The sequence below is a fragment of the Dactylosporangium sp. NPDC051087 genome (genome assembly GCF_055586325.1).
Genome location: NZ_JBVJIJ010000022.1, coordinates 74,011 through 92,483 on the forward strand (window position 1 = coordinate 74,011; position 18,473 = coordinate 92,483).

Annotated in this window: 21 protein-coding genes and 2 pseudogenes; 16 read left to right on the plus strand and 7 right to left on the minus strand. The window is 73.3% G+C overall.

What is annotated here, in order from left to right; genetic code table 11:
- Positions 1–1,164 (plus strand): trans-sulfuration enzyme family protein, encoded by a 1,164-nt coding sequence (locus ACZ6TV_RS36585; protein WP_465302685.1) that lies wholly within the window; start codon positions 1–3, stop codon positions 1,162–1,164.
- A gap of 106 nt (positions 1,165–1,270) precedes the next feature.
- Positions 1,271–2,131 carry a DUF1996 domain-containing protein gene (locus tag ACZ6TV_RS36590; RefSeq protein ID WP_465302687.1) on the plus strand — a complete coding sequence of 287 codons (861 nt, stop codon included), beginning with the start codon at positions 1,271–1,273 and terminating at the stop codon, positions 2,129–2,131.
- A 59-nt stretch (positions 2,132–2,190) separates the two neighbouring features.
- On the opposite strand, the gene ACZ6TV_RS36595 is transcribed toward ACZ6TV_RS36590, so the two are convergent.
- Both ACZ6TV_RS36595 and ACZ6TV_RS36600 read right to left on the minus strand, forming a co-directional pair.
- Entirely contained in the window at positions 2,191–4,281 is a 2,091-nt protein-coding gene (locus ACZ6TV_RS36595) for an Hsp70 family protein (protein ID WP_465302689.1), read from the minus strand.
- Positions 4,282–4,330: 49 nt separating this feature from the next.
- Entirely contained in the window at positions 4,331–4,780 is a 450-nt protein-coding gene (locus tag ACZ6TV_RS36600; RefSeq protein ID WP_465302691.1) for a DUF427 domain-containing protein, read from the minus strand.
- Between the two features lie 72 nt (positions 4,781–4,852).
- Between ACZ6TV_RS36600 and ACZ6TV_RS36605 the strand changes: the two genes are divergently transcribed.
- Positions 4,853–5,320: a DUF4440 domain-containing protein gene (locus tag ACZ6TV_RS36605; RefSeq protein ID WP_465302693.1), complete on the plus strand. Its 468-nt coding sequence runs from the start codon at positions 4,853–4,855 to the stop codon at positions 5,318–5,320.
- A 73-nt stretch (positions 5,321–5,393) separates the two neighbouring features.
- On the opposite strand, the gene ACZ6TV_RS36610 is transcribed toward ACZ6TV_RS36605, so the two are convergent.
- Positions 5,394–5,780 (minus strand): hypothetical protein, encoded by a 387-nt coding sequence (locus tag ACZ6TV_RS36610; protein ID WP_465302695.1) that lies wholly within the window; start codon positions 5,778–5,780, stop codon positions 5,394–5,396.
- Between the two features lie 120 nt (positions 5,781–5,900).
- On the opposite strand from ACZ6TV_RS36610, the gene ACZ6TV_RS36615 reads away from it, so the two are divergent.
- Complete coding sequence (locus ACZ6TV_RS36615; RefSeq protein ID WP_465302697.1) at positions 5,901–6,179, plus strand: DUF6959 family protein; 279 nt, start codon at positions 5,901–5,903, stop codon at positions 6,177–6,179.
- A gap of 8 nt (positions 6,180–6,187) precedes the next feature.
- Here ACZ6TV_RS36615 and ACZ6TV_RS36620 read toward each other — a convergent pair whose 3' ends face one another.
- Positions 6,188–6,607: a DUF1810 domain-containing protein gene (locus tag ACZ6TV_RS36620; protein ID WP_465302699.1), complete on the minus strand. Its 420-nt coding sequence runs from the start codon at positions 6,605–6,607 to the stop codon at positions 6,188–6,190.
- Positions 6,608–6,666: 59 nt separating this feature from the next.
- Between ACZ6TV_RS36620 and ACZ6TV_RS36625 the strand changes: the two are divergent.
- From ACZ6TV_RS36625 to ACZ6TV_RS36670, 10 genes and pseudogenes are all read left to right on the plus strand, one after another.
- Positions 6,667–7,207, plus strand: a pseudogene (locus ACZ6TV_RS36625) (DUF6939 family protein).
- A 156-nt stretch (positions 7,208–7,363) separates the two neighbouring features.
- Positions 7,364–7,945, plus strand: coding sequence for a hypothetical protein (locus ACZ6TV_RS36630; RefSeq protein WP_465302701.1), 582 nt, complete (start codon positions 7,364–7,366; stop codon positions 7,943–7,945).
- Between the two features lie 36 nt (positions 7,946–7,981).
- Entirely contained in the window at positions 7,982–9,427 is a 1,446-nt protein-coding gene (locus tag ACZ6TV_RS36635) for an arginine deiminase (RefSeq protein ID WP_465302703.1), read from the plus strand.
- A gap of 10 nt (positions 9,428–9,437) precedes the next feature.
- On the plus strand, positions 9,438–10,088 hold the full coding sequence (locus ACZ6TV_RS36640; RefSeq protein WP_465302705.1) for a MarC family protein: 651 nt from the start codon (positions 9,438–9,440) through the stop codon (positions 10,086–10,088).
- A gap of 45 nt (positions 10,089–10,133) precedes the next feature.
- Positions 10,134–10,784: an SIMPL domain-containing protein gene (locus ACZ6TV_RS36645; protein ID WP_465302707.1), complete on the plus strand. Its 651-nt coding sequence runs from the start codon at positions 10,134–10,136 to the stop codon at positions 10,782–10,784.
- Positions 10,785–10,836: 52 nt separating this feature from the next.
- Positions 10,837–11,169 (plus strand): ArsR/SmtB family transcription factor, encoded by a 333-nt coding sequence (locus ACZ6TV_RS36650; protein WP_465302709.1) that lies wholly within the window; start codon positions 10,837–10,839, stop codon positions 11,167–11,169.
- The gene (locus tag ACZ6TV_RS36655) at positions 11,169–11,558 is read left to right on the plus strand and encodes a VOC family protein (RefSeq protein ID WP_465302711.1); all 390 of its coding nucleotides are present in this window, start codon (positions 11,169–11,171) and stop codon (positions 11,556–11,558) included. The genes ACZ6TV_RS36650 and ACZ6TV_RS36655 overlap by 1 nt, the downstream gene beginning before the upstream one ends.
- 153 nt (positions 11,559–11,711) lie before the next feature.
- Positions 11,712–12,095, plus strand: coding sequence for a cupin domain-containing protein (locus ACZ6TV_RS36660; protein WP_465302713.1), 384 nt, complete (start codon positions 11,712–11,714; stop codon positions 12,093–12,095).
- Positions 12,092–12,712: a class I SAM-dependent methyltransferase gene (locus tag ACZ6TV_RS36665; RefSeq protein ID WP_465302715.1), complete on the plus strand. Its 621-nt coding sequence runs from the start codon at positions 12,092–12,094 to the stop codon at positions 12,710–12,712. The genes ACZ6TV_RS36660 and ACZ6TV_RS36665 overlap by 4 nt, the downstream gene beginning before the upstream one ends.
- Positions 12,696–13,628, plus strand: coding sequence for a phosphotransferase enzyme family protein (locus ACZ6TV_RS36670; RefSeq protein ID WP_465302717.1), 933 nt, complete (start codon positions 12,696–12,698; stop codon positions 13,626–13,628). Before ACZ6TV_RS36665 ends, ACZ6TV_RS36670 begins: the two co-directional genes overlap by 17 nt.
- 18 nt (positions 13,629–13,646) lie before the next feature.
- Here ACZ6TV_RS36670 and ACZ6TV_RS36675 read toward each other — a convergent pair whose 3' ends face one another.
- Positions 13,647–14,528, minus strand: coding sequence for a LysR family transcriptional regulator (locus tag ACZ6TV_RS36675; RefSeq protein WP_465302719.1), 882 nt, complete (start codon positions 14,526–14,528; stop codon positions 13,647–13,649).
- Between the two features lie 66 nt (positions 14,529–14,594).
- Here ACZ6TV_RS36675 and ACZ6TV_RS36680 point away from each other — a divergent pair, with 66 nt between their 5' ends.
- Entirely contained in the window at positions 14,595–15,521 is a 927-nt protein-coding gene (locus ACZ6TV_RS36680) for an EamA family transporter (RefSeq protein ID WP_465302721.1), read from the plus strand.
- Positions 15,522–15,566: 45 nt separating this feature from the next.
- Here the strand turns inward: ACZ6TV_RS36680 and ACZ6TV_RS36685 are convergent.
- Positions 15,567–16,673: pseudogene (locus tag ACZ6TV_RS36685) on the minus strand (outer membrane protein assembly factor BamB family protein); the annotation flags it as partial.
- A 128-nt stretch (positions 16,674–16,801) separates the two neighbouring features.
- On the opposite strand from ACZ6TV_RS36685, the gene ACZ6TV_RS36690 reads away from it, so the two are divergent.
- Entirely contained in the window at positions 16,802–17,437 is a 636-nt protein-coding gene (locus ACZ6TV_RS36690; protein ID WP_465302723.1) for a trimeric intracellular cation channel family protein, read from the plus strand.
- Here the strand turns inward: ACZ6TV_RS36690 and ACZ6TV_RS36695 are convergent.
- Complete coding sequence (locus ACZ6TV_RS36695) at positions 17,434–18,459, minus strand: diguanylate cyclase domain-containing protein (RefSeq protein WP_465302725.1); 1,026 nt, start codon at positions 18,457–18,459, stop codon at positions 17,434–17,436. The genes ACZ6TV_RS36690 and ACZ6TV_RS36695 overlap by 4 nt on opposite strands.
- Positions 18,460–18,473: the final 14 nt, after the last annotated feature.

Below are 18,473 nucleotides of genomic sequence, written 5' to 3' on the forward strand. Positions count from 1 at the left end.
ATGGACACCACACCGCCGAGCATGACCAGGCTGCTGCACCCGGACGTCGCGCCGCAGCCCGGTGGCACCCCGCTGACCACGCCCATCCACCAGACCAGCACCTACGAGCTGCCCCGCACCGCCGAGGCGGCGCGGATCGCGGCGTCGGTGGCGCCCGGCGCGTTCTACACCCGCTACGGCTCGCCCAACGCGCGCGAGGCGGAGGCGATGCTCGCGGACCTCGACGGCGCCGAGGCGGCCCTGCTGGTCGGCAGCGGCATGGCGGCGGTCAGCGCGGCCCTGCTGTCCACTGTGGCGGGTGGTTCGCCGGGTGGTGAGGTGCTCGCCCAGCGCAGCCACTACACGGCGTCGCTGACCCTGCTGGAGGAGCTGCTGCCCGGCTTCGGCGTGCCGGTGCGGCTGGTGGCGCAGGAGGACCTCGCCGCGCAGGTGCGGCCCGAGACCCGGGTCGTCTACGTCGAGACGCCCAGCAACCCGACGATGACGCTGACCGACCTGCGCGCCGTCCGTGCCGCCGCCCCGGACGCGGTGCTCATCGCGGACAACACGTTCGCGACGCCGTACAACACCCGCCCCCTCGAATTCGGGGTCGACCTCGTCGTGCAGTCGGCCACGAAATACCTCAACGGGCACAGCGACGTCACCGCGGGCGTGGTCACCGGCTCGGCGGCGCTGGTCGCGAAGGCGTGGGAGACCGCGCGGGTGCTCGGGCCGGTCTGCCACCCCTTCGAGGCGTGGCTGCTCGCGCGCGGGCTCAAGACGTTTCCGCTGCGGATGGCGCGGCACAACGCCAACGGGCTCGCCGTCGCGGAGTTCCTCGCCGGGCATCCGGCGGTGCGCGCCGTGCACCACCCGGGACTGCCGAGCCATCCGCAGCACGACCTCGCGGTGCGGCAGATGCGTGGGTACGGCGCGATGCTCGCCTTCACCGTCGCCGACGCCGACGCGGCGGCCCGGGTCATTCGCGCGACCCGCCTGTGCCGCAACGCGGTGAGCCTCGGCGGGCCCGAGTCCCTCATCACCCATCCGGCGTCGCTGGTCTTCGCCCATCAGGGGGCGGCGTCGGGCGTGGATCCGGCGATGCTGCGGCTGTCGGTCGGCCTCGAGGAGCCCGGGGACATCGTCGCCGACCTCGCGGAAGCGTTGTCCACAGTGGACCGGTGATCGTTTCGGCAAGCGGTGGCAAACGGTTGTCGGCGCGACAAACGCGCTGCTAGCGTCGGGTTTCATCCCCATTGGAGATGCTCGATTCCACCGCCAAGGAGTTGCTATGAGCATCAGGTCCATGCTGCCCCGTGCCCTCGTCGTGGTCGCCACCGCGGTGGCCCTGTCCGGCGCCGCCGGGCTCGGCACCGCGATGGCCGCCGACGACCCGCCCCGCGCGCAGTACCACGAGATGCACGCCAACTGCACCGTCACCCACCGGCTCGGCGACGACCCCATCGTGTTCCCGGGCCTCGCCGGCGCCTCCCACAACCACTCGTTCATCGGCAACCCGGCCACCAACGCCAACTCGACCCCGGCGTCGCTGGTCGGCGGCGCCACGTCCTGCGAGGACCAGGAGGACGCGTCGGGCTACTGGTTCCCGACGCTGCTGCAGAACGGCAACCCGGTCCTGCCCGACAAGCCCACCGTCTACTACAAGTCCGACGTCAAGGACTACCGCACCGTCAAGCCCTTCCCGGCCGGCTTCAAGCTGCTCGTCGGCGACGCCCGCACCCCGGACGCCGCGCACTTCACCGGCAACTGGCAGTGCCCGGGGTACAAGGGCAACGAGATCCCCGCGTCGTGCCCGTCGGGCTCGTCGCTCGTCGTCCGGATGACCGCGCCGAGCTGCTGGGACGGCGTACACCTGGACACCGCCGACCACAAGTCGCACATGGCGTGGCCGGTCAGCGGCGTGTGCCCGGCGTCGCACCCGGTGCCGCTGCCGATGCTGGAGATCAAGCTGCCCTACAAGCTGCCCGGCGGCAACACGTCGAACCTGGCGTACTCCTCCGGTGCCAGCTTCACGTTCCACTACGACTTCATGAACGGGTGGGACGCGGCACGGCAGGCGTACCTGGTGAGCTACTGCATCAACGGCGGCCGCCAGTGCAACGGCTACGGAGAGGACCCCAAGAAGCCCTGATGCCGTGATACCGGCCCGGAAACCTTCCGCCAACGGGTTTCCGGGCCTCGCGGCCGTCGCTAGGAGATCGCCGACACCGTCTTCGGGAAGGTCGCCTTGCCGACCTGGACGAGACGGTTCTGCATCTCGCGGACCTCGGTGTCGCTCAGCGCCTTGCCGCCCGTGCCGACCACGAACGTGATGGTGCAGGTCATGTTCGACTCGATCGCCACGAACGTGAACGTCGGCGCGGCCGCCTGCTGCAGGTCGGCGTAGGTGAACGCCGTGTCGCCGACGCCGCCGACGTCGGTGACGGCGCCGTTGAGCTTCGCGGAGTCCTGCAGCTGCTTGCCGACGGTCGTGGCGGAGGTGAGGTCGGCGTAGACCGTCGTCATCGACATCACCGACGCCGTCTTCACCGTGTTGCCCGCCCTGTGCATCCGGCTCACCGTGCAGGAGGCGGTGCCGGCGTACGTGTTGAGGTTGCGCGACGGTGTCGGGTCGCCGACCGCCTCCTCGTAGGAGCCGTTGACCGCCGAGGCGTCCAGCGCGGTGCAGATGTTGGTCGGCAGCTTCTTCAGGTCGAACCTGCCCGGCGCGCCGGACTGCCGGCCGGACGTCGTGTTGCCCGGGCCGCCGCCACCCTTGTCGTCCTTCATCGTCAGGTACACGCCGACGACGCCGCCGAGGACGAGCACCGCGACCACGACGAGGACGACGGCGACCGCGGCCCCGCCGCCACCGCTGCGCTGCCGCTGGGGCTGGGGCTGGGGCTGCTGCCAGGCCGCGCCGGGATTTCCGGGCGCCGGCGGCAGCGGGACCGGCATCGCCGTGGGTGGTCCGCCGGGCGTCGCCGACGTCGGCGCGGACGCGTACGGGTTGGCGGACACCGGCATCGGCGCGGGACGCATCCCGCCGGCGACGGTCGACTCGGTGACCGCCTGCGCGGAGGGCATCCCGCCGGTGTACGCGCCGGTGTTGTAGATGCCCGCCGTCGGCGGCCCGTTGAACGCCGCGTACGGTGACCCCGAGGACGGCGGCCCGGAGAAGGGCGTGCCCGACACAGGCGCGGTCGTGAACGGCGACTGCGGGTGGGTGACCGTCGGGTTGCCGGCCGGCGCGCCCGGCGCCGGTGCGGCGTGGCCGCCGCCGGTCGCGTGCAGGGCACCCTCGGCGACGACCAGCTCCGGCTGCTCCGCGACGACCGGCGCGATCCCGATCGACTCGTGCAGCATCGTCGCCACGAGCGGGATCCGGCTGGACCCGCCGACGAGGAACAGCCCGGCGACCGCCGCCGGTGCCACGCCCGACTCGGTGAGCAGCGACCGCGTCATCGACACCGTCTGCCGCAGTACCGGCCTGGCCAGCCCCTCCAGCTGCTCACGCCCCAGCGGCACCTCTTTGCCGAGCGCCGGGACCATGACGACGGTGCCGCTGGCGCGCGACAGCATCTCCTTCGCGGAGCGCACGTCGTCCCACAGCTGCCGCCGGCCCGCCGCGTCGGTCCACAGCGTCCCGTACGTCGCCTCCAGGAACGCGACGACCGTGGCGTCCACGTCCAGCCCGCCGACGTCGTTGAGCCCGTCGGACGCGACCGGCTCGAAGCCGTGCGGCGCCCGGCGCAGGATGGTGACGTCGCAGGTGCCGGCGCCCAGGTCGTACACCACGACACAGGCGCCGACGGGGAGGTCCGCGCCGCGGGTCGCGGCCAGGTAGGTGGCCGCGGCGACCGGCTCGCCGACCAGGTCGACGTCGGCGAACCCCGCCTGCCGCGCCGCGTCGACGAGCACCGCCCGCCGGCCGGCGCCCCAGTTGGCGGGGTGCGTGAGGGTCACGGCGGTGACCGGCCCGGCGACCCTGGCGGCCTCCGTCGCGACCCGCCGCAGCACCGCGGTGACGAGGTCCCGGACCCCGACCTCGGCGTCACCGAGTAGGACACTGGTGTCGTCGACGCGCCGCTTCGGGTTGGGCTCGAGCCGCTCGGGCGCGCTGCGCGCCAGGTGCGCGGCGTCCCGCCCGGTGTGCAGCCGCCCGTCCGGCCCGAGCAGCACCGCCGACGACAGCAGCGGCGACCCGTCGAACAGCAGCGGCTGCACCCGCCCGTCGGGCCGCCGCAGCATGGCGATCGTCGTGGACGTGCCGAAGTCGACGCCGAGCCGGAAACCAGTCACGGTCGGCGAGCCTAACCCGTCGCCCACCGCGGTGTTCCGCGACTGTCGCCTACCAGCCGAGCGTCCCCGGGGCGCCCTTGACCGGCCCGGTGATGTCGCTGGTCAGCCACCCGCCGTAGAAGTCGCCGGGCTGCGGCGTGACCGCCTCCCCGTCGACCGTGCACTCGTCGAACTTCGACGGGTAGAACGCGAGCATCCCGCGGAGCGCCTCGTAGCCCGGCGACGGCTCCTCGTAGGACCACGCCGCGTCGGGCACCCCGGCCACGTCCCAGTACGTGGCGACACCCTTGAACTCGCAGAACGTCCGGTGCTGCGAGCGCCGCACGGGCGCCGCGACGTCGCCCGGCGGGATGTAATACACCGGCGGGTGCGACGTCTCCAGCACCCGCGCCGCAGCCCGCGTGTCGGCGACGACCTGCCCCGCGTGCCGGACCACGACGTGCCGCGCCGTCGGCTCCACCCTGGGCGGCCTCGGGTAGTCCCACACCGACTCGGTCACACCACCCACACTACCGACTCGCCAGGAACATCGCGGTGGCGTTGCGGGGCGGGTGCGTCATAGCGTGGCCGGATGGCAACCGACCGGATCGGGCTCCTCCGCGAGCTGAACACCGACGTGTGGCAGCCGCTGCGGGCCGCGTACGCCGCCCGCGACGCCGACGCGTTCCTCGCGCTGCACACGCCCGACCTGATCCGCGCGAGCGGCACCAACCGCACGGTGTTCGGGCCGGCGTCCTACGCGGGACAGGTGCGGCCCTGGTTCGCCGGCCTGACCGCCCGCGGCGACGCCGCCGAGATCACGTTCCGCTTCACCGAGCGGCTCGCCTCGCAGGACCTCGCCAGCGAGCGCGGCGTGTTCCGCATCGTCGTCCAGCCGACCGGCGCCGACCGGATCGTCCTGTACGGCCGCTTCCACACCCTCGCCCGCAAGGTCGACCTTCGCTGGCGGATCGCCGTCGACTACGACACCAACGACGGCGGCTCGGTCACCGCCGCCGACTTCGACGCCGCCAGGGCCGAAGGCGACCTGGAGCACTGAGCGGCCGGGGCCCGGCACGGCGAAGGCCGGCCACCGCGACGGTGACCGGCCCTACGCCAGGGGGCGGGTTGTCTCAGTTGGAGACGGTGCTGATCTGGGTGGCCGACGCGAACGCGGTGTCCAGCTGGTGCTGCAGCGCGTCCAGCTGGCTCCACTCGGAGGCGCTGTAGGACTCGGAGCCCTCGGCGGCGAAGACGTGGTCGGTCTCGGCGGCGGAGTGGTCGTAGGAGGTGTAGTCCGACTCCTCGTAGTGCGCGCCGTTCGGGTCCGTGTACTCGACGTGGTGGCCCTGGTCGAAGCTGGTGTTCTCGGCCGAGGCGTGGTCGGCCTCGTACACGCCGAACTGGGAGTTGTAGTCCTGCTCGCTGCCGGACGCCTGGTGCAGCTGGTCGAGGGACTCGTGCTCCTGACCGGCCTCGTAGTGGCCGTAGTCCGCGCCGCCGTCGCCGTATTCGCTCATTTTGTGTGCTCCCCTGGAAGGTCTGTCGTGGTGTTGCAACTGACGGTAGGCAACACGGCGCGCGGCCGAATCCCGGAAACGTGCCAGGGCCGAACCCCGGCGCCGGCCGTAAGATCAGGTATGGCACGCGTAGAGGTCGAGATGATGACGGGTCAGCACAACTACGCGGTGTTACGACTGCCCGGACGGCGCTTCCCGGGCGTCCTCGTCCAGGGCGACTCCCTGTCCGTGCTCACCGGCGAGGTGCGGCGGGCCCTGGACCTGCTCCGGTCGGGCGAGACGGCCGCCGCGGAGGAGGAGCTGGCCTATGCGGCCAGCCATCTCGCGGCGATCGTCGACGGTTACGTACGGGTCCTGGACGCCGCCGGGATGCCGCTGCCGTTCGAGCGACCGGCCTGACGTGCGGCTCAGACGCGCCGGATCGTCTCGGCGTCGGCGGCGCCCTCGAAGAACCGGACGATGACCCGGCTGAAGACGGTCTCCTCCGGCGCGGCGAGCTGGAACAGGGTCATGGACGAGCGCAGCTTCATCGCGTCGATGTCGCCGAGGATCTCGCGGGCGGTCGCCTCCGTGTTGCCGAGCATCGCCTCCGCGCACTCGTGCAGCCGCGGCCCGAGCACCGGATGCTGCAGGTAGGCACGCGCCTCGTCCAGCGACGCGATCGCGAAGCGCTGCGCCGCGTAGCTCGACCCGAGGCCCGCGACCTGCGGGAACACGAACCACATCCAGTGGCTGCGCTTCCGTCCGCGGCGCAGTTCGTCGAGCGCGTCGTCGTACGTGTCCTGCTGCGCGGCGGTGAACCTGGCGAGGTCGTACGGATCGTCCATGCCGAGAATTGTCGTACCCCGGGGGCATGATGCGTGGGATGGGGGAGGCGATTTCGATGATGGTGCAGGTGGCGAGCCGCCGGCGGGGCGCGGCGTCGCTGGCGGCGGCGTTCCCGGGCGCGACGGTGATCGACGTGACGTCCCGCGGGCCGCAGCCGTGGGTGCGGCTGAGCCCGTTCTACCCGCACGGGGGCATCCCGGTGCCGTTCAGCCCGGGCACCGCCGGGGCGTCGGTGGAGGGCATCTGGCAGGCGCTGAAGGTGTTCGACACCGCCGACGTCGACCCGGCGAAGCTGACGGCGACGGGCATGACGGGGCTGAAGCGGACGGTCCGCCGCTTCGGCCGGGTCCACGGCCACCGGCGGGGACTGGCCGGGTCCACACTGCTGGACTACGAGTCGGCGGATCTATCTGCCCGCATATCGGTGGGTGCTGGAGCACCGGGCCGCCGAGGAGGTGCTGGGGCTGCGCCGGCTGGCGGAGGACGGCGACCTGGTCCTGCTCGACTACACCACCAACGGCGACGTCACCGACCTGGCCACCCCGCTGTCGCACGCCGCCCTGGTCCGCCGCCACCTCCTCGGCGACTGGCCCGACTGACGGGTCGCGCGAAGCGCGGGCTCGGGCCGGCCTGACGTTCGTGCCGGCCTGACGTTCGTGCCGGTGTGACGTTCGGGCCGGCCTGACGTTCGTGCCGGTGTGACCGATGTTCGACAGAGGGCGGTGCGTCGTCCGCGGCGATGCCACCCTCGGGCGATGCCACGCGCCAGGGTCCTCGTCCTCGCGGTCGTCGCGGTGCTCGCGCTCGGCTGCGGATGGAGGGCCGAGCCGCCCGGGATCGTCACCGTCGACGCCGGTTACAGCGGCGTCCTGCGCGGCGGGCTCGGCACGTTCGGCAAGCTGGTGGCGGCCGCCGACAGCCGGCCTGTCGACCCGGCGTCCGCGCGGCTCGTCGGCCCGACGTATGGCGTCGCGTTCGACACCCTCGGCACCGCCCGCACCTTCGATGGTTTCGTCTTCTCGCAGGCGGCGTATGGCCTGCATCCCGACGACGTGAGCCGTTCGATGAAGGGTGAGCACCGGGCGGCGGAGGGCCACGAGTTCCTGCTGGCCCACGTCCCGGACACCGGTCACCTGCCCGAGCCGGAGCGCGGCTACGCCACGCTCTTCGCCGACTGGCGCGTCGACGTCGCCGGCACCATCCACCCACTGGACGGCGACATCACCACCGGCGCGATCATCGTCGTCAGCGTCCCGACCGGCGCGGCCGCGGCACTCGGCGCGACCGTCGACGGGCGCAGCCGGTGGATCGACCTGCGCACCGGCCGGGTCCGCTGACCGCCGCCGACCGGATGTGGTGTCCGGAGGCCGACCATGATCACGCGCGCACTCCACCTCCCGGACCAGGCCGCCAGCGGGTCCCGGAAGTGGGGGTGTCTTGCCGCATTGTGGGCGAAAGGCCCGGCGGCGGTGTGGAACGGCGCGGGTGGGGTAGTGCCGGGGCCTGCCGCGTCCCGTACCGGGGGCGCCGAGGCGCGGAGGTCGGTTGTGCCCGGACCGTTTGGTGTTGCGTCGGAGGTCGGCCGGCTACGGAAAGTGATCGTGCACCGGCCGGAGCTGAGCCTGCGTCGGCTCACCCCGAACAACCGGGAGGAACTGCTCTTCGACGACCTTCCGTGGGTGAGCCGGGCGCAGTCCGAGCACGACGAGTTCGTGGCGATGCTGCGCGGGCACGGCGTCGAGGTGTACTACCACCAGGCGCTGCTCGCCGAGGCGCTGGAGAGTCCGGAGGCCCGGCGGCACGCCGTCGAGCGCACCGTCACGCACCTGTCGGTCGGGCCGGTGCTGCTCGACCCGGTCCGTGAGGAGCTCGCCGGGTGGGACGGTGAGACCCTCGCCAAGCATCTCATCGGGGGGCTGACGAAGGCGGAGTTCGTCGACCTCGTACGAGCGCGGCAACCGGACCTCGACCGGCGGTCCCTGGTCGCGGCACTCGCGCAGCCGAGGTCGTTCATCCTGCCGGCGCTGCCGAACTCGCTCTACCAGCGTGACCCCGCGGCCTGGCTCTACGGCGGTGTGTCGCTCAACCCGCTGTTCTTCCACGCCCGGCGGCTGGAGACGATCAACCAGAGCATCATCTACCACCACCATCCGATGTTCGCCGGTGCGGGGTTCGAGTACTGGTACCCGCCGATGGGCGACGACGGCAGCTTCGACGAGGAGGACTTCGGGCGGGCGTGCCTCGAGGGTGGGGACATGATGCCGATCGGCAACGGCGCCGTCGCGGTCGGGGTCAGCGAACGGACCAGCCCGCGCATGGTCGAGCACCTCGCGTTGTCGCTGTTCGCGCGGGAGGCCGCCGGGCGGGTGATCGCCGTGCAGATCCCGCCGAGCCGCTCGTACATGCATCTCGACACCGTCTTCACGCTGGTGGACCGGGACAAGGCCACCGGCTACCCGCCGGTGGTCGAGGGCGCGGCGGCGTTCACGCTGTTCCCCGGCGACCGGCCCGGCACGCTCGACGTGCGCCGCGACAAGGGGCTCGTCGCGGCGTTCGAGGACGCTCTGGGCATCGGGCACCTCGACGTCGTGCCGACCGGTGGCGACCCGGACCAGCGGGCCCGGGAGCAGTGGGACAGCGGCTGCAACTTCGTCGCGATCGAGCCCGGGGTGGTCGTCGGGTACCACAAGAACGAGTACACCAACCGCAACCTGCGCGAGCACGGCGTCCAGGTGGTGGAGATCGAGGGCTTCGAGCTCGGCAAGGGCCGCGGCGGCGGGCACTGCATGACCTGCCCCATCCTCCGCGACGGACTGTGACGCGCCGCGGATGACCCACGGGGGCGGTGCGGAGCAGGCGGTCCTGATGCTGCTGGCGCTGGTCGGGCTCTACAGCCCGGTCGCGGCGGTGTCGTCGTACATCCCGGTGCTGCAACCGGTCGACACCCGCCAGCACGTCCGGCTCGCGCTCGGCCTGTTCGTCAACGTCGCCGCCATAGCGGTCGTCACCATCCTGGTGGGGGAGCCGCTCCTGGAACTGCTCGGCCTCACCACGGCCGCGCTGTCCGCGACGGGTGGCATCGCGCTGATGGCCGCCGCTGTACCGATGATGCTCGGCCGGACCGAGGAGCCGGCCCCGACGGCCGCGGCGCTGGTCGTACCGTCGACGTCGTGGCGGTCGATCGTCTTCATGCCGCTCACGTTCCCCCTCACGGTCGGCGGCGCCACGATCGCGGTCCTCATCAGCTTCCGCGCCCAGGTCAACGGCGTGGCGGGCATCCTGGCGCTGACGATCGCCGCCCTGGCGTACGCCGCGGTCACGGGCGTCTGCGTGTACGTCGCCGGGCAGGCCGGCCGCCGCCTGTCCGACCATTCCCGCGTCATCCTCGACCGCATCGCCGGCATCCTGCTCACCGCGATCGCCGCCACCCTCCTCGCGAGCGGCTTCACCCGGCTCGTCCTGGACGTCCTGCACCGGTAGCGGCGAGCCGCCGAAAATGTCGTACGCCGTGACTACGCTGCCGGCATGACAGTGGTTGCGGTGCGTGGTGAGGCGTTTCGTGAGGTCGATCCCGAGCTGGCGGAGTTCACGGTGACGGTCGTGGCGCGGGACAAGGACCGGGAGGCGACGCTGACCCGGCTGCGGGAGCGGGCGGAGGCGCTGCGGGCGTTGTTCGACCGGCACGGTGACGCGATCGAGCGGCGCGAGACGGGCGGCCTGCACGTGCACCCGGAGACGGCCAAGAAGGGCGAGCGGGTCACGGCATATTCCGGCAGCGTCTCCACCACGGTCGTGGTGCACGACTTCGCGGCGCTGGGGGAGCTGATGCTGACGGTCGCCGGGCAGGATCAGGCGCACGTGCACGGCCCGACGTGGTCGCTGCGGCCCGAGAGTCCGGTGTTCAAGGCGGTGCGCGCCGACGCCGTCGCCGACGCGATCGCGCGGGGCAAGGAGTATGCCGAGGCGCTCGGCGCGCAGGTCGTCGACCTGATCGAGCTGGCCGACCCGGGGCTGGGGCGCACCGATCAGGTCGGGCCGTTCCAGGCGTATGACGCGGGCGCCATGAAGCGGGCCTCCTACGGCGGCGCCGCGCCGCTGCAGCTGGATCCGCCGCGGCAGCGGGTGCGGGCGGAGGTGGAGGCGCGGTTCACGGTCACCACGCCGACCGCCCTGTGAAGCGCCGGGCGACTTGATATGCAAGCAAATGCTTGCCTATCATGAGGGGGTCATGAGCGAGATGAGTGGCGACGTCTTCAAGGCGCTCGCCGACCCGACCCGCCGCGCGATCGTCGACGAGCTCACCGATCGCGACGGGCAGACACTGTTCGAGCTCTGTGGCCGCCTCACCATGAAGCATCACATCAGCTCGTCGCGCCAGGCGATCTCCCAGCACCTGGAGCTCCTGGAGACGGCCGGGCTGGTCGTGACGCGGCGGGAGGGGCGCTACAAGTTCCATCACCTCGACACCGCCCCGCTGCGGGCGATCGTCGAGCGGTGGCTGACCCCTGGAAATCCGGCGGACCCAGAAAATCCGGCAGACCCACGAACGAAGGACACCTGATGATCATCAACCTGGCGAGCGTGTTCGTCGACGACCAGGCCAAGGGGCTGAAGTTCTACACCGAGGTCCTCGGCTTCGTGAAGAAGCACGACGTGCCGATGGGCGAGTTCAGCTGGATCACCGTGGTGTCGCCGGAGCGTCCCGACGGCACCGAGCTGCTCCTCGAGCCGGCGAACCATCCCGCGGTCGCCCCGTTCCGGGCGGCGCTCATCGAGGACGGCATCCCCTACACGTCGTTCGCGGTGGACGACGTGCACAAGGAGTATGAGCGGCTGCGCGCCCTCGGTGTCGTCTTCACCCAGGAGCCGACCGAGATGGGCCCGGTCACCGTCGCCACGTTCGACGACACGTGCGGCAACCTGATCCAGATCGCCCACCAGGCACAGTAACCAGATCGCCCACCGGCGCCCTGGCCAGATCGCCCACGGACGCCCTGGCCAGATCGTCCACGGGCGCCCTGGCCAGGTCGCCCACCGGGCGCCCTGGCGGGGGCGTCAAGAACGTACAAGCCGCCGGGGCTCCGGAAGAGGCAGCATAGGGACATGCAGCCGGTGAACCTGACCGAGGCGCTCGCCTCCTTCGACGACGTGTACAGTCCGCGGATCGTCGCCCGGGTCAACGACTATGACGTGCGCATCGCGCACACCCTGGGCGAGCACGTCTGGCACGTGCACGAGCACACCGACGAGTTCTTCCTCGTGCTGGACGGGCAGTTCGACGTGGCCGTCCGGGACGAGCACGGCGAGCGGACCGTCCGGCTGCGCAAGGGCGACACGTTCGTCGTGCCGCCCGGTGTGGAGCACCGGCCGTCCTCGCCCGGCGGCGCGATTCTCATGTTCGAGCCGACCGGCACCATCTCCACCGGCGACCGCCACGACGGCGCGCTGCCCGCCAACGTCGACAGCACCACGGGCCACGCGCTGTGACCTTCGGTGACACCCGGCGCGCCTACGACACCGTCGCCGCCGACTACGCCCGCCTGCTGCCCGGCCTCGACGCCGAGCAGCAGGCGGAGCGCGGGTTCCTGGCGGCGTTCGCGGACACCGTCCGAGGCAGGGTCGGCGACCTCGGCTGCGGGACGGGCCGGGTCACCGCGCACCTCGCCGGGCGCGGCGTGGACGTGTTCGGCCTCGATCTGTCCGCGGGCATGATCGCCGAGGCCCGGCGGCGGCATCCGGCGCTGCCCTTCGGCGTCGCGTCGCTCACCGCCCTGCCGCTCGGCGACGCGTCACTGGGCGGCGCGCTGGTCTGGTACTCCATCAACCACACGCCACCGGAGGTGCTGCCGGTCGTCCTGGCCGAGCTGCGCAGGGTTCTCGCGCCGGGCGGGCATCTCCTGCTCGGCTTCCATGCCGGCGGCACCAGCTACCGCCGTGAGTCCGCGTACGGCCGTCCCGTCCCGCTCGACTGGCACCTGCCCGACCCGGATCGCCTCACCGCCGCGCTCGCCGCGCTCGGCCTGCCGGTCACCGCCCGCCTCGTCCGGCCACCCGCCGGCACCGAGAAGTCCCCCCAGGCGTTCCTGCATGCACGACGAAGCTGAGGCCCGCGCCGCGTACGGCTGGCCCGCCGGCGCCGTCCTGACCCCCGGCCCGCGCGGCGCCCTCGGCCAGATCTGGCGCGTCGACACGGCCGGCGGCCCCTTCGCGCTGAAGGAGCTCTTCCGCGCCCCGCCCTCAGCGGCGGCGATCGCCGCGGAGCTGCGGTTCTCCGCGGCGGCTTCGGCGGCAGGTGTACGACTCCCGCTCAGCCATCCCGGCACGGACGGGCGCCATCTGCACCGGACGTCCGGTGGCACGTGGCTGCGGCTGTTCGACTGGATCGACCTGCACCCGATCGACCCCTCGGCGCCCGCCACCCCGGCCGCCCTCGGCACCCTCCTGGCCCGCCTGCACCGCTGCGCGCCGCCCGCACCGCCAGACGGCGAACCCTGGTACGACAGCGTGCCCGGAGCCTGGCCGCCCACGGCCGGCGACTGGACCCCGCTGCTGACCGAGCGCCTCGCGACCCTGCCCGGACTGTGCGCCGACGTGGGTCCCGCGGATCCGGCCACCCTGCTCGTCTGTCACCGCGACCTGCACCCGGAGAACATCCTCGCCGACCCGGCGGGCGCCGCGGTCGTCGTCGACTGGGACAACGTCGGCCCCGCCGCGCCCGCCCGCGAGCTCGCCCGGATGCTGTTCGACTGGTACTGCGACGACCGTCTCGACCTCGCTGCCATGCGGGCCCTGTACGCCGCGTACGTCCGTGCGGGCGGTCCCGGCCGCATCACCGGCCCGGCCGATTTCACGATGCTGCTGGGCTGCCGGCTCAACTTCCTGCACGCCCAGCTCCGCACCGCCCTCGACCCGGCCACCGACCCGGCCCACCGCGCCTGGTCCGCCCGTGAGATCGACGAGGGCCTCCGCCTCCTGCCGACCCGCCGCCAGCTCACCGAGGTCCTCGCCGCCTTGCGGTAGCGGCGCGGCTGGCACCGGTCACGCCTCGGAGAGCAGGGACAGGACGACGGCGAGGGGTGGCCAGGCGCGGCGGCCGAGGCGGGTCACCGCGAACGCACGCAGCCGCACGTCGGGGTTGCGCAGCGGCACCAGTGAGACGCCGGCGATCGTGGGCTGGTCCGCGGGGAGCAGGCCGACGCCGAGGCCGGCGACGATCAGGTCCTGGATCAGGTCGAGGCTGTCGGCGCGGTGCGCGATCCGTGGCGTGATGCCGGCCATCGAGGCGACGGTCCGCACCACGTCCTCGTCGGCGGTGTTGCGGGAGTTGACGAGCCAGTGCGTGTCCCGGAAGTGGCGGAACACGTCCGGCGTCCCACCATCCACTGTGGACTCCGACGGCACGCCGAGGTGCCACTGCGAGGTCCACAGTGGACTCGCCTCGACGAAGTCGGGGAACGCGGCCGGGGCGAGGTTGTAGTCGTAGGTGAGGGCGAGGTCCACCTCGTCGCCGGCGAGCAGCTGCAGTGCCTCGGCGGGCTCGTGCTCGTGGATGAGGACGCGCAGCGCGGGATGGCGGGCCGGCAGCGCGGTGACGATCGGCAGCAGGGAGCGGCGGATCGCGGTGGCGAACCCGGCGACGCGCACCGTGCCCGCGGGCTCGGCGGACGGGTCCAGGTCCAGCCGGGCCGCCTCGACCGCGGCGAGGATCGTCACCGCGTGCCGGGCCAGCCGCCGGCCCGCCGGGGTCAGCCGGACCCGCCGCCCGTCGGGCTCGATCAGGGCGGTGCCCGCCTCCCTGGCGAGGACCGCCAGCTGCTGCGACACCGTCGACGTGGTGGTGCCGAGCTCCTCGGCGACCTCCCGCATCGAGCCGAGCCTGGCGAGCTCCGCCAGGAGCAGCAGGCGGTCATTGTTCAGCATTTCCGAACGGTACATCAGCGAATCTCACGTGGACGTGGACGGTTCGGATGCCGTCTACTTCGGGTCATGTTCGCCGCGATCTCCGCCATGGTCTGTATCCAGCTCGGCCTGGCCGCCTCCACCGGCCTGTTCGACAGCGTCGGCCCGTCCGGCGCCGTCTGCCTGCGTCTCGTCTGCGCGGCGCTGCTCCTGCTGGTGCTGGTCAGGCCCCGGCCGCGGGACTTCACCCGGGCCAGCATCCTGGCGACCGTCGCCCTCGGGGTGGTCACCGGATGCATGACGCTGACGTTCATGGCCGCGGTCGCGCGGCTGCCGCTCGGCACGGCCAGCGCCCTGGAGTTCCTCGGCCCGCTCGCGGTCGCCGCCGCCCGTGGCCGCCGCGCGACGCTGGTGTGGCCGCTGCTCGCGGGCGGCGGCGTCGTGCTGCTCACCGAGCCCTGGCACGGCGGCACCGACCCGGCGGGTGTCGCGTTCGCCCTCGCCGCGGCCGCCTGCTGGGCCGGTTACATCCTGCTGACCCAGCACGTCGGCGACCACGTCAGCGGCTATGCGGGCCTCGCCGTCGCCACGCTCGTCGCCGGGCTGGTCGCGTCCGCCGTCGCGGGCCCGTCGGTCGTGGCCGGCCTCACGTGGACCGTGCTCGCGGCCGGGTTCGGACTCGCCGTCCTGCTCGCCGTCGTGCCGTTCAGCCTGGAGATGTACGCGCTGCGGAAGCTCACCGCCGGGGCCTTCGGCACGATGATGAGCCTCGAACCGGCGGTCGCGCTGATCGTCGGTGGTGTCCTGCTGCACCAGGCGCCCGGCCCGCTCGGCGTGCTCGGCATGGTCCTGGTGGTCGCGGCGGGCGTGGGCGCGGCCCGCACGGGCTCACGGGGTGTAGGCGCGCAGGACGCTGCCGTCGGTGGTGTAGAGCCGCCCGCCGGAGACGACGACGTGCCCGCCGGCGCCGTCCAGGCGTGCGGCGCCGGGCACGTCACCGCCGGTGACCGGTGACAGCACCGCGGCCGGTCCGCCCTCGACCGTGACGTACAGCAGCCCGCCGGCCCGGACGGGTCGCCCCGCCGCGCCGGGCAGCCCCCGCGTCCACAGCTTCGTGCCCTTGCCGGCGTGCAACGCGGTGACGGTCCGGCCGGACGTGGCGTAGACCCGCCGCCCGTCGGTGGCGACCGCCGCCACCGCCGCCGGCTGCCGCCACGCGATCCCGCCCGAGTCCGCCCGGATCGCCGCGAGCCCCTGCTGGTCGCCCTGGGAGACGGGGTCGGGCACGGCGAGGAACCGGTCGCCGGTCGCCGCGAGGGGCGTCCACCGCGTCCTCGTCCGCCACAGCGTCGTCCCCGCGGCCGCCGTCACGGCGGTGGTGCCCTTCGCGTCGTGCAGCAGCACCCGGCCCGCGGAGGACACCGGACCGGCGAGGACGGCGCCCGGACGGCTCCAGCGCCGCTTCCCGCTGCGGCTGGTGTACGAGATGACGGTGTCCTGGTTCGTCGCCGTCGCCCACCCGGACGTGACGACGGTGCCGGCGTCGGCGGTCAGCGCGTTGACCGGTGGCTCCTGCGTCACCGCCCACCTGCGGGTGCCGGTCGCGGCGTCGAGCGCCACGAGGTGCCCGTCGGGGTCGCTGTTGGCGTAGCACGAGGTGCCGGCGACGACGAGCATGCCGTCGGTGACGACGAGCTGCCGGGAGTCGAGGCTGTCGAGGATCCGCGGGTCCCGCCACAGCCGGCGGCCGGTCGCCGCGTCGAGGGCCGTGACGCCCTCGCCGTCCAGGACGTACACGCGGCCGTCGGCGACCAGCGGCGGCGGCAGCGCCGGCGCGCACCCTTCCGCGCCCGGCGCGGGCCGCACCGACCAGCGCTGCGCGATCCGGCCGATGCTGCCGGCGTTGACGGCCCGCTCGGCGGGGTTGTAGCCGCTGTTGCCCGCGTCGAACCCGTCGTGGGTCCAGGCGCCGGAAGGGGACGGCGGCGGCGCGGCCGTGGCGGGCGCGGCGGCCGTGGCGGGCGCGGCGGCCGTGGCGGGCGCGGCGGCGGTGATGGCGGTGACGGCGAGCGCCGCGATGCTGGTCCGCACGGTCATGAACGATGTCCCTCTCGGTCCGCACCGGGGGAAGCGCTCGACGTGTAGCCGGGATCGTATCGCACACATTTCTGGCGATATCAGTATTTACCGCCACAAAGCGTCGCGCTTCCTTACTCCGGGTGAACACGACCCGCGCGACCGGCTGCTGCCGGCCGGTGCCGCGTACAACTTCTGAACCGGCGACACTGGCAGGCATGTCGGCAGGTGCGGTCGTCGGGGTCCTCGAGCTCGTCGGGCTCTACGTGTTCGCGACGTCGGGTGCGCTGATGGCCATCCACAAAGGGTTCGACGTCGTCGGCATCGTGGTCCTGGCGCTGCTGACGGCGCTCGGCGGCGGCATCCTGCGGGACGTGATCATCGGCGACACGCCGCCGCCGGCGTTCGCGAACCTCACCTACCTGGCGATCCCGCTGGCGGCCGCGGCCGTGACGTTCTTCGTCCACCCGCTCGCGCAGCGGCTGTCGTTCACGGTGCTCGTGTTCGACGCCGCCGGCCTCGGCCTGTTCTGCGTCACCGGCACGCTGAAGGCGTTCGAGTACGGCCTGGGCCCGATCCAGGCGCTGCTGCTCGGCATCACGACCGCCGTCGGCGGCGGGGTGCTGCGCGACATCACCGCCGGGGAGACCCCGGCGCTGGTGCAGGCCGACACGCACCTGTACGCGATCCCCGCCGCGGCGGGCGCCGTCATCGTCGCCGCCGCCCACGAGGCGGGCCTGCCGATGCCGGGGATCGCGGCCGCCGCGGCGGTGTTCGTCTTCGTCTTCCGGCTCGTCGCGATGCTGCGCCGGTGGACCGCACCCCGCGCCTGGCAGCGCCGGCCGCGCCCCTAGGAAGCCGCGACGCGACTCGTCATGCCCCGGCCGGCGCCGCGCCGCGCCTGGTTGCGACCGGCCGCCTTGGCTTCGTACAGGGCGTCGTCGGCGGTCTTGAGCAACCGGTCGAGCACGTGCCCGGGGCCGGTGGCGAGGGCGATGCCCACGCCGGCGCCGACGCGCAGCTCCGCGTCGCCGGCCCGGACCGGCTCGGCGGCGCGTGCCACCAGCCGGGCGGCGATCTCGTCGGCCTGGCCCGGACCGGTCAGGCCGGCGAGCACGACGCCGAACTCGTCGCCGCCGAGCCCGGCGACGACGTCGCCGGGGCGCACCGCGGCCGCGAAGCGCTGCCCGACGGCGACCAGCATCAGGTCCCCGGCGGCGTGCCCGTGCGTGTCGTTGACCGGTTTGAAGCCGTCGAGGTCCAGCAGCAGCACCGCGAACTGGTCGGCGGGGCCGGCGGCGGCGAGGACCTCCCCGGCGCGGGTGTGGAACGCGACCCGGTTCGGCAGGCCGGTCAGGCCGTCGTGGTGCGCCTGGTGGTGCAGCCGGTCCCGCTGCTCGTCGAGGCGGCCGAGCAGCCTGCGGACCGTGACCAGGCTCAGGAACTGCCGGACCATCGCCAGCCCCGACGTCGCCAGCAGCACATGGGTGCACCACGCCATCGCGTTCGGCAGCCGCGGGGCGAGGAACAGCACGGCGCCCATCGCGCCCGCGGCGGCCAGGATCGACAAGGCCCCGCCGGGGGAGTCGCGCGGTTCGACGCCGGCGACCGCGTACCCGGCGAACACCGCATACGCCACGGCGAGCAGCGCCGACGCGACCGCGGCGACCGCCCAGCCGATCCGGTGCCGGCGCGTCGCCGTCCGGGCGCGGCGACCGCGGCGGGCGCTGCCGGCGGCGGCGACGACGCCCGCGACGCAGATGACGACCCCTGCCGTCAGGGTGCCCGCCACCGGCGGCAGCACGGGCAGCGCGAGCTGCAGCAACGCCGCCAGGGCGATGCTGGCCAGGACCGAGCCGAAGATCCGCTGCCGCATGGTGCCTCCGCTGC

Bases quoted from the DNA above. Each gene is read 5' to 3' on its own strand.
- ACZ6TV_RS36620 (WP_465302699.1), bottom strand. From the start codon at position 6,607: ATGGACGATCCGTACGACCTCGCCAGGTTCACCGCCGCGCAGCAGGAC.
- ACZ6TV_RS36680 (WP_465302721.1), top strand. From the start codon at position 14,595: ATGTTCGCCGCGATCTCCGCCATGGTCTGTATCCAGCTCGGCCTGGCC.
- ACZ6TV_RS36585 (WP_465302685.1), top strand. From the start codon at position 1: ATGGACACCACACCGCCGAGCATGACCAGGCTGCTGCACCCGGACGTC.
- ACZ6TV_RS36635 (WP_465302703.1), top strand. From the start codon at position 7,982: ATGATCACGCGCGCACTCCACCTCCCGGACCAGGCCGCCAGCGGGTCC.
- ACZ6TV_RS36660 (WP_465302713.1), top strand. From the start codon at position 11,712: ATGCAGCCGGTGAACCTGACCGAGGCGCTCGCCTCCTTCGACGACGTG.
- ACZ6TV_RS36610 (WP_465302695.1), bottom strand. From the start codon at position 5,780: ATGAGCGAATACGGCGACGGCGGCGCGGACTACGGCCACTACGAGGCC.
- ACZ6TV_RS36695 (WP_465302725.1), bottom strand. From the start codon at position 18,459: ATGCGGCAGCGGATCTTCGGCTCGGTCCTGGCCAGCATCGCCCTGGCG.
- ACZ6TV_RS36670 (WP_465302717.1), top strand. From the start codon at position 12,696: ATGCACGACGAAGCTGAGGCCCGCGCCGCGTACGGCTGGCCCGCCGGC.
- ACZ6TV_RS36645 (WP_465302707.1), top strand. From the start codon at position 10,134: ATGACAGTGGTTGCGGTGCGTGGTGAGGCGTTTCGTGAGGTCGATCCC.
- ACZ6TV_RS36675 (WP_465302719.1), bottom strand. From the start codon at position 14,528: ATGCTGAACAATGACCGCCTGCTGCTCCTGGCGGAGCTCGCCAGGCTC.
- ACZ6TV_RS36655 (WP_465302711.1), top strand. From the start codon at position 11,169: ATGATCATCAACCTGGCGAGCGTGTTCGTCGACGACCAGGCCAAGGGG.
- ACZ6TV_RS36630 (WP_465302701.1), top strand. From the start codon at position 7,364: ATGCCACGCGCCAGGGTCCTCGTCCTCGCGGTCGTCGCGGTGCTCGCG.
- ACZ6TV_RS36615 (WP_465302697.1), top strand. From the start codon at position 5,901: ATGGCACGCGTAGAGGTCGAGATGATGACGGGTCAGCACAACTACGCG.
- ACZ6TV_RS36605 (WP_465302693.1), top strand. From the start codon at position 4,853: ATGGCAACCGACCGGATCGGGCTCCTCCGCGAGCTGAACACCGACGTG.
- ACZ6TV_RS36650 (WP_465302709.1), top strand. From the start codon at position 10,837: ATGAGCGAGATGAGTGGCGACGTCTTCAAGGCGCTCGCCGACCCGACC.
- ACZ6TV_RS36690 (WP_465302723.1), top strand. From the start codon at position 16,802: ATGTCGGCAGGTGCGGTCGTCGGGGTCCTCGAGCTCGTCGGGCTCTAC.
- ACZ6TV_RS36590 (WP_465302687.1), top strand. From the start codon at position 1,271: ATGAGCATCAGGTCCATGCTGCCCCGTGCCCTCGTCGTGGTCGCCACC.
- ACZ6TV_RS36640 (WP_465302705.1), top strand. From the start codon at position 9,438: ATGACCCACGGGGGCGGTGCGGAGCAGGCGGTCCTGATGCTGCTGGCG.